The organism is Acetobacter farinalis (assembly GCF_011516935.1).
In the GTDB taxonomy this organism is placed as follows: Bacteria; Pseudomonadota; Alphaproteobacteria; order Acetobacterales; family Acetobacteraceae; genus Acetobacter; species Acetobacter farinalis.
This window is the reverse complement of sequence record NZ_WOTF01000034.1, coordinates 1-7733: the sequence shown is the minus strand read 5'-3', so window position 1 is coordinate 7733 and position 7733 is coordinate 1. Positions and strand designations below refer to the sequence as shown.

Annotated in this window: 10 protein-coding genes; 3 read left to right on the top strand and 7 right to left on the bottom strand. The window is 55.9% G+C overall.

Features of this window, described 5'->3' with window-relative positions; genetic code table 11:
- Nucleotides 1–100: 100 nt before the first annotated feature.
- Nucleotides 101–769: an ImuA family protein gene (locus GOB82_RS12640; protein WP_242007411.1), complete on the bottom strand. Its 669-nt coding sequence runs from the start codon at nt 767–769 to the stop codon at nt 101–103.
- 184 nt (nt 770–953) lie between these two features.
- Here GOB82_RS12640 and GOB82_RS12635 point away from each other — a divergent pair, with 184 nt between their 5' ends.
- Nucleotides 954–1604: an SOS response-associated peptidase gene (locus GOB82_RS12635; protein WP_166123628.1), complete on the top strand. Its 651-nt coding sequence runs from the start codon at nt 954–956 to the stop codon at nt 1602–1604.
- Nucleotides 1605–1725: 121 nt separating this feature from the next.
- On the opposite strand, the gene GOB82_RS12630 is transcribed toward GOB82_RS12635, so the two are convergent.
- The 4 genes from GOB82_RS12630 to GOB82_RS12615 form a co-directional block, all read right to left on the bottom strand.
- Complete coding sequence (locus tag GOB82_RS12630; protein WP_166123627.1) at nt 1726–2313, bottom strand: hypothetical protein; 588 nt, start codon at nt 2311–2313, stop codon at nt 1726–1728.
- Nucleotides 2314–2456: 143 nt separating this feature from the next.
- Complete coding sequence (locus GOB82_RS12625) at nt 2457–3299, bottom strand: aminoglycoside phosphotransferase family protein (protein ID WP_166123625.1); 843 nt, start codon at nt 3297–3299, stop codon at nt 2457–2459.
- A 158-nt stretch (nt 3300–3457) separates the two neighbouring features.
- On the bottom strand, nt 3458–3790 hold the full coding sequence (locus GOB82_RS12620; RefSeq protein ID WP_166123623.1) for a type II toxin-antitoxin system PemK/MazF family toxin: 333 nt from the start codon (nt 3788–3790) through the stop codon (nt 3458–3460).
- Nucleotides 3787–4044 (bottom strand): AbrB/MazE/SpoVT family DNA-binding domain-containing protein, encoded by a 258-nt coding sequence (locus GOB82_RS12615; protein WP_166123621.1) that lies wholly within the window; start codon nt 4042–4044, stop codon nt 3787–3789. The genes GOB82_RS12620 and GOB82_RS12615 overlap by 4 nt, the downstream gene beginning before the upstream one ends.
- 506 nt (nt 4045–4550) lie before the next feature.
- Here GOB82_RS12615 and GOB82_RS12610 point away from each other — a divergent pair.
- The gene (locus tag GOB82_RS12610) at nt 4551–4850 is read left to right on the top strand and encodes a hypothetical protein (RefSeq protein ID WP_144880199.1); all 300 of its coding nucleotides are present in this window, start codon (nt 4551–4553) and stop codon (nt 4848–4850) included.
- A gap of 53 nt (nt 4851–4903) precedes the next feature.
- Here GOB82_RS12610 and GOB82_RS12605 read toward each other — a convergent pair whose 3' ends face one another.
- Complete coding sequence (locus GOB82_RS12605) at nt 4904–5569, bottom strand: hypothetical protein (protein ID WP_166123620.1); 666 nt, start codon at nt 5567–5569, stop codon at nt 4904–4906.
- A gap of 460 nt (nt 5570–6029) precedes the next feature.
- Here GOB82_RS12605 and GOB82_RS12600 point away from each other — a divergent pair, with 460 nt between their 5' ends.
- The gene (locus tag GOB82_RS12600) at nt 6030–6968 is read left to right on the top strand and encodes a hypothetical protein (RefSeq protein WP_166123618.1); all 939 of its coding nucleotides are present in this window, start codon (nt 6030–6032) and stop codon (nt 6966–6968) included.
- Nucleotides 6969–7482: 514 nt separating this feature from the next.
- Here the strand turns inward: GOB82_RS12600 and GOB82_RS13320 are convergent.
- The coding region (locus GOB82_RS13320) for a hypothetical protein (RefSeq protein WP_206752403.1) at nt 7483–7733 on the bottom strand (251 nt) is incomplete at its 5' end.

Here is a 7733-nt window from a genome sequence, read left to right as displayed (position 1 = left end):
CAATCCTCACGGCCTCGCGCTTGAAATCTTCCGTATGTTTCATGGTTTCGTCGGTCTCCTGATACAAGCTTAAAACGCTCAGATGACCGGCACAAAACCGTTACAAGTCCACCCCCGATCGTGCGCGTAGCAGTTCCAGCATCCACCGGGGCCGTTCCACGCCGGGCACGGGAAGTGGCGCGGACGGCAGGACAGAGACTCGCCAGCGCGTGGTGCTGGCTGTCGGCTGTCCGAAATCGGCGGCTTCCGTCTGGCGGCGCCATCTCCGGACGGCCAGGCCGATGGTCCCGGTTCCCTCGGCGGCGATCTGCAAGCGCCGCGAGGCCGTCATCGTCAGCCGTCCGACCTCAGCGACCACGGACCCCAGCCCGCCATGGCGCAAACCTTCCTCGAAACAGGCCAGGGCGTCGTTGTCCGAGGATGCCTCGACATGAATGACCCGGCGGGCGGCCAGTCCGGCCTGATCGAGCGCCGGGGCGAAAATGTCCTGCCTTGTGACGATCCACAGCACCTTGCCCCTGGTCCGGGCGGCAATCCCAGCGGCAAACAGGGCGGCGGCCGTGGCGTTCAGAGCATCATTCCCGCCTCCGGCCACCTCATGGAGCGCACCGAGGGCCAGGCCGCCACCCGGCAATCGCGTATCGATCTCTTTCACGCCGAACGGCAGGACGGCGCGCTTGCGGTTCTTGTGTCCCTCGATGCGGGCAATGGTCGCCTGGAGCGCTTCCAGGGCTGATTTCTTCTCGGCCGGGCTTCCTTTCATGGTCATCTCGATCCGTCCGGTCCTGGCGGCGTCTGCGGGGTCATATGTTCATGCTTTGTTCCGACAATGCGATCAGAGTCAAGGCACGATTGTCTGAGATATGGCATGCTGTCCGGCGCGATCGATTGCCCGTCACCGCCAGCGAATTGAGTCTGAAAGACTTTCGCTACCAGCCGGAAGGAAGCCCGCGATGTGCAACCTGTATTCCGTGATGACCAACCAGCAGGCGATCCGGACCATCGCCAGGGTGATGATCGACCACATCGGCAACCTGCAACCGTTGCCCGAGGTGTGGCCGAACGCGATGGCCCCGATTGTCCGCAACGCCGAGGGTGGCCGGGAACTGGTTTTGGCACGCTGGGGAATGCCGACGCCGCCCGGCATGCTCAAGGGCAAGAAGGTGGACCGGGGCATCACCAACATCCGGCGCACGGAATCATCCTGGTGGCGGCGCTGGCTGGGCGTGGAGCATCGCTGCCTGGTTCCGCTGACAGCCTTCGCCGAGCCCGAGCATCTGCCGGAAGGAGGCAGTCGTCAGGTCTGGTTCACCCGGGCCGATGGTGAGCCACTGGCCTTCTTCGCCGGGCTCTTGTGCCGGTGGACATCTGTCAGGAAACTGGCCGATGGCGAAACGACGGACGACCTGTATGGATTCCTGACCACCGAGCCCAACCGCGAGGTCGGCGCGGTCCACCCCAAGGCCATGCCCATCATCCTGACGCGGCAGGAGGATATGGATGTGTGGATGACAGGGCCGGTGGATGAGGCGTTGAGGCTTCAGAGTGCGCTGGCGGATGGGGCGTTGATGAAGGTTGGGGCGCCGGGAATGGTGGCTTCGTGAAGGCCGCTTTTTTGGGCAAGTGGACGGTCCGGTCATCGGCAATGAAGAGAGAAAGCCGTCAGACTGACGCCTAACTGATCTCCAGCAAGTTTTCATCTCTACACACGGCTAAACAGCGATACTATTCGAGGATTAGTTGGAGTGGGGGTTGCGCTCGAATACGTTCTAACAGGCGCTCTTTTAACCGTGGATCAGAGCGGGCGGCCTCTATGAGGTTGTTAAGTGCCGTCCGCACGTCATTAATAAAGGGAATAAAATTCAGGATTACAGTATCATCACGAGGCGGTGCATTTTGAGCGGGGATTAGATTACCCTCCCCATGCCCAATCATAATTGATCCAGTCCGACCGTGCCCACCGGGTTCGCCATACAAGCTGAAGGCATGTGCCAAACCACATCTGAGAGTGCGATACATCTGCTCTGGCAAGTCATTGGAGCCATTTCTATAGGTGAACTGGGAATATGCTTCTGGGAAAAATTTATTAATGAAAATCGTGAAATATTCACGGCCTGATTGCCATCTTAATTCTTCTTTTGTTTTGACTTTGACTTTGACTTTAATCTTGGTAAGGGAAGCAAGATAATCCAAGGATACCGACAGCCCTACAAAATCCCATGCAGTGCCGCGACTGTCTCGTTCAAGTTCATTAAATCGCTCGTGCATATAACTTTTAAATTTTTCGAGTTCATCATTGTTTTCTAAATTCATAATTCCAAGCTTACTATTTTGGTTTTAGAGTAGATAAAATTTCTTGTTTCAGTGGCCAGTGAGGCCGAGCCTGTTTCGGAAACGTCAGTGTAACAGGTTTACGGCCGATATGAGAGTCGAAAGCGGCAGCTTCTGCTGCCTTCTTAACCGAGCGCCTCAGACGCCAGATGCGCAACTGCCCGCTGAGTTTCCGGAGCAATCCCATCTTCGATAAACCAGACTGCGGACAGGCCGCTCCAAGCATGAATCCATCGCAACAGTCTGACAGGCTCAATACCCGTATGTGAGCTGACAAGCCTGATCCTTTGCTCGAACCTTTGTGGAGAAATAGCGTAGGGGCGCTGTGAATCCGCAAGATCGGGATTCAGAAATAGAGCCGCAAAATCAGCGGCCCTTTCCCCATAAAGGCCCTTCGGGTCGATCGCGCGCCAACCTCGCGCCCCAAAATCCAGAACGTTGCCGTGATGGAGGTCTCCGTGCAAGATGAGTTGCTCCTGTGGATCACTTAATAGCGTGTGGGCCTGACGGCCGCAGTCTTTCAACCATTCTGCGTTGTTCGAGGAGAAACCGAGTAAGTCAGCGAACCAGCTTTTCAAAGACCGCATTTCTTCATGCTGTAATCGTGAAGATGAGTGCAGAAGTTCCGCTGTCTCACAAAGATTTCGCGTCGCTTCATTGTCTAAGCCTGCGTAAACGAGGTCGGCGAGAGTGCGACCGCTAATTGCTCTTTCCAGAAGAAGAGCGCCTCGATCATGTTCCATAACTGCGGCAACACCCTGCCCATTCCACAGTGTCATGAGATGATTGCCGCGAAGTTCATCGGGGTCAGAAGTTACTTTCAACATAGCCGGGGAGCCGTCGCGGGTGACCGGCACCAAGTAGGAACTTGCTGTCCGAACAGGCGCGCCATCGGCAACTAGATGCCAGCGTGACATATAAACGGTAGCCGCCGAAGCAAGGGCAGTATGGTGCTTGGTACCGGGCATGCTAGGAGCATATAACTCTCATTCGGTGTCCGCTATTGGGAAACGCTTGAACCACGCGCTACGACTGGCATGCGGGCGAAATCTGCCCCACACAATCCGCTTCCGCGATCTTGAAGTCACCAAACGGACGGAATGCGCCTCTCTGACACGGACACCCCTCACTCGAAGATCGTAGTCACCTTCGCCAACACCTCGTCCATGATCTCATCCGGCAGGGATTCGACCAGCCTGCCATTCCTGGCATTGAGGTCCAGGACGCGGGGCTGGTCGCACCGGACGATGCCGGTTGTCTCCGTCCCGCTTCCCGTCAGCGATACGGCGAAGCCCAGGCGCCTGGCGAAATCCCCGCCATTCGTGATGGGCAGGATGACCGGCAGGCGCGTGGCCTTGTTGAATTCATCCGGCGAGACGATCAGGACAGGTCGGTATCCCTGCTGTTCCCGGCCCTCGGTCGGGTCCAGATCGACCTTGTAGATGTCGCCACGCTTCACAGAAGTTCGCCCCCGACCGCCGGAGCATCGACCCATTCGCGGTCTTCCGGGGCGTGGGGCTCGGAATAGTCCGACGCGGCCAGGAGTTCGGCCATCGTGTATTTCGGCCTGGCTTTCGGTTCGACGACCAGGCGCCCCTCGGCCACGGTGATCGAGACCTTGGCGCCTGCCGACAGATGCAAGGTCTCCAGGACAGCAGGAGGAACAGCCATCATGACCGACCCGCCGACCTTGCGGAGATTGGTGGTGTGCATTGATCGCTCCTAAGTGACCGGCTAGATGTTATATTCCAATATAACTTTTCTCTCGGGGCGTTTCAATGGCAATCGGTCATATGGAGAGGCTGGGGAACGGTTATGAGGCGCTGCTCTCGGTCAGATCGGAGGTGTCTTGTCCATGATATCTGCCGCCGGCGGGGCGAGCCTGAAGGGGGCTCGGTGGATGCCCCGGCTCCGCCGGGTTATGCGGCGACGATCCAGTAAGGACATCCAGACCGAGCCCTCTGCACCCGGTCGCTCCGTCTGCCGTCCACCCGGCATCTGGCCGCACACGCAACGCCCCGTCGCCAGAGCGGCAACCTCGACCGGACATACCGCCAGGCCCGCATATTGATCCCCAAACGGCGTCGCTCGTCACCAGGACGAAGCAAGCTCCCGCGCCCTGCGCAACGCCGACTGTTAAACAGAGATGTTGCTCACGAACGATTGGAATGGCACGCAGTCTAAGTCTCTTATTGATACCGACCAAACAGGAGCAGGGAATGTCCTTTAATCTAAATAGTTCGTGGTCGAAAAGTGATGTGAAAGCCATGCTACAGTCGGTCGATGACAGTTTCAATTCTCGAATCGTTATCTGGAAGGATGGAAGAGTCGAAATAATCAATACGGAAGAAATGGAAACTCCGTATGACGATCTCCACGCTTATTTCGAAACTTATCAAGCTGAGAACGGATATACCGGCCGAGAAGCAGCCGAGGACGACCAACATGTTTCGGATATAGCGTCCACGCTCAGGTCCAATTGGCCGACCTTGGCGCGCGACAAATATCTCGACAACTGATTGCTCTCGCTCCAGTCGGCAGGCTCGAATAAACCTGCCGACTGGATTTGAAGTCATTCAGCGGGGTCGTATTGGTACCCATTATTGACCGTGCCGCCGGTTGCGATATCTGGTTTCATATAAGCCACCCGCCCAGCCACGCGCTGAAATGTCATTACGGCGTTGAACGTGATTGAATCGCCATGGAACATGCGATCCCAGTCGTGCTTACCGCTAAGTGAACCACTGACATCGACGGTAAGTGCGTTCTCGCCTTTTGCCAATTCAACTTTCTCGATATCCAGTTGATCAAAGTAGGCATTGGTTTCGGACATCTGCCCCGAAAGATCATCCTCGATTATCGTTGTGTAATGCTGAATCACATCAGTTTCCATGTATTCAGCTAGGTTGCTGGTGTGCCAGATATCTCCGGCAAAATAGCCGGAATCTACAAGGAAGCGGGATATTTCCTCAGCAAGCACACCGACAGGAAGTAGGTCCACCGGAAGGCCGCGCAATCGACCAATTCGCTGCTGCATCAACGTGAGGTCAGGAATCAGGATTTCGGCTTCTTCGAGCATGTTAAGCTGATAACTCCCCTCCGCACGGAGCGCGGCTACAGATCGATAGCCAAAATATGCGGCCACCAGTTCATGGGCGTGCCCTGCGCCGATTCCCTTCAGGGTGTGCAGGCGGCAATACGCGCGCAAATGATCCACGCATTCTTTTTGGGTAGACATGGCAATACCTCCAATTTGGCTACTGAGGGGTAGTCACAAGCGTTTCCTGACCACCGCGCGCCAACTGTAGGTTGCCGTGTGGGTGTCGATAAAAATCGAATTGCCGCCTTTTGGGTCGCTTGCAGCCCTGGCGATCGGCTCCGGTCCATTACGATAGTTCTCCCAAAGGACCGGATGCAAGCCAATTATGACTTCCTTAAAACTGAAGACCTTTGCCAGTCGTCCGCCTTCCAGCCGGCATCTGACCAGGCAAACGGCACCTTGTCGTCAGCGATGTAACCCCGGCGGGAGCCGGGTATCCCCCGAGCGCCTTCCAGCGCCCCCTTCAGCAAGATACGGAAACGCACCTGAACAACCAGGCAAAATCCGACACGCCATCCCGTTCATTTTGAACACAGACACTTGTTCAAATTGAACACCAGTCTCATGTTCATATTGAACAGACTGAGGGATGCCCGCAATGCGCCTGGATATCGAGAGACTGCGGAAAATCTGGGCACTGGCCGAGCGTGGTATTGCCGGGGAAGCCACGGCCGCCAAGGCTCGCGCGCTTTCGATGGCGTCACCGTTCGGATATGATCTGGACGATATCCCTGTTCTGCTGCGAGGTGGCGACGTGGAACAGGCCCGCAAAGACCGAGAGAGATTGCGCGCTGAAGCCGAGCGTCGGGCGCAGGAGGCCGCGCGCAAGGCTGAACTGAAGGCGCGGCGCCAGACAGACCGGGAGAAGGCCGACGAGATCGAGCGCCGTTATGGTGGCAATCTGTTCCAGCCATCAGCAGACGAGCGCGCCCTGATCGACGCGGCGGCGCCTTACCTCAAGCGAGATTCCCGCTTCGAACATGACTGGAACCGCGATGCGATCGACACCTTGCGGGCTGCCTTTCCATTGCCGACGACCATCAGCGATGCGATTGCCGAATGGAAGCGGTGGAATGCCCTGTGTTCCGATCGTCAATTCGTCTGCCGCGCCAGGAGGAAAGGTGTGTGGGAGAGCCAGGAACCCGTCCAGCACCGCATGCAGATCGTCGCGGATATAGCGGGACATGAGTTGCCAGCCTCAACCCTTGATGACCTGATAACGCGACTGAGGTTCCTGGAGGAACTGGAGCCCGACGACGCCGGCATTCACGCCATCCTCCGCGACCTGACTACCCTTCAAATCGGGAACCGCGTCGATACGGGAGCCAGGACCACCCCTGAAGTGCCTCCGAGACCCCGCCGGCGCAAGACCAGGACAGCAACCGAACGCCGGGCCGAGGTCGAGGCGATCCTGGCGTCGGAGGAAGGGCGGAGGATGACGCTACGGCAAGTGGCGGATATGGTGGGAGTGTCCCCGGCTACCGTGCTGAACCTGAAGAGGAAGATCGAGGGTTCGCTTCCCGACACAAACATTTGAGATCGGATAACTTCTCCAATTTCGGATCGATTTACTCAATGCCAGACGCCAGACGATCCGTCGGCCAAAAATAGCACTACGAACTTTCAGAGTGTATATAAATTCATTCCGTCAGCTTTCAGGGAATGTCCAAATTACACGGCACAGCCTGATCCAAAATCCCTTGAATAATAAAAGCATGTTGTGATTAATCCATCTTTGCAATAGATATGATGAAAATAGTGCCACGAACCGGCATTAGCCCGCGTGAATATGGTCAGAAGAGGAATCGAAAAACCATAGGTCATAGAGATAGATGAAGAACCTTCGGATCAGGCTCTTAACTCTATCAAAGCGATCATGCCTATCTCTCTGGACAAATAAAACACGTCAAAGTATCGATCTGCATCGCAATAATTTATCTATGGATGTCGGCGTGCGAGACCAACGGTTTGATGATTATCGCTTTTCATCTTCATATCGCGAAAATTACAAATATGGTCCGTTTTATAGGAGTAGATCCAAAACACAGACTTTAGACGTTGACCTTTTGATGATGAGTTCCGGGTTGGCTTACGGAACAACTTCCAGTTCCGGAGATTTCATTCAAGTAGAAGCCTACAGAGGAGCTATACCCCCTGGCGATCAGGGGATTGAATTCTTTACAAACACAGAACCTGGAGGGATCGAAGAACCCTTGATTGATACGCTTGGCTGGTGATTTCAGGCTTTTGGCGATTTGATTGACTACTTTTGGGTTGGTTTTCGATCTGCGTTTTGAGCAGA

Coding starts and splice junctions, on each gene's coding strand:
- GOB82_RS12640 (WP_242007411.1), bottom strand. CDS start 769: ATGACCATGAAAGGAAGCCCGGCCGAGAAGAAATCAGCCCTGGAAGCG.
- GOB82_RS12635 (WP_166123628.1), top strand. CDS start 954: ATGTGCAACCTGTATTCCGTGATGACCAACCAGCAGGCGATCCGGACC.
- GOB82_RS12630 (WP_166123627.1), bottom strand. CDS start 2,313: ATGAATTTAGAAAACAATGATGAACTCGAAAAATTTAAAAGTTATATG.
- GOB82_RS12625 (WP_166123625.1), bottom strand. CDS start 3,299: ATGCCCGGTACCAAGCACCATACTGCCCTTGCTTCGGCGGCTACCGTT.
- GOB82_RS12615 (WP_166123621.1), bottom strand. CDS start 4,044: ATGCACACCACCAATCTCCGCAAGGTCGGCGGGTCGGTCATGATGGCT.
- GOB82_RS12610 (WP_144880199.1), top strand. CDS start 4,551: ATGTCCTTTAATCTAAATAGTTCGTGGTCGAAAAGTGATGTGAAAGCC.
- GOB82_RS12605 (WP_166123620.1), bottom strand. CDS start 5,569: ATGTCTACCCAAAAAGAATGCGTGGATCATTTGCGCGCGTATTGCCGC.
- GOB82_RS12600 (WP_166123618.1), top strand. CDS start 6,030: ATGCGCCTGGATATCGAGAGACTGCGGAAAATCTGGGCACTGGCCGAG.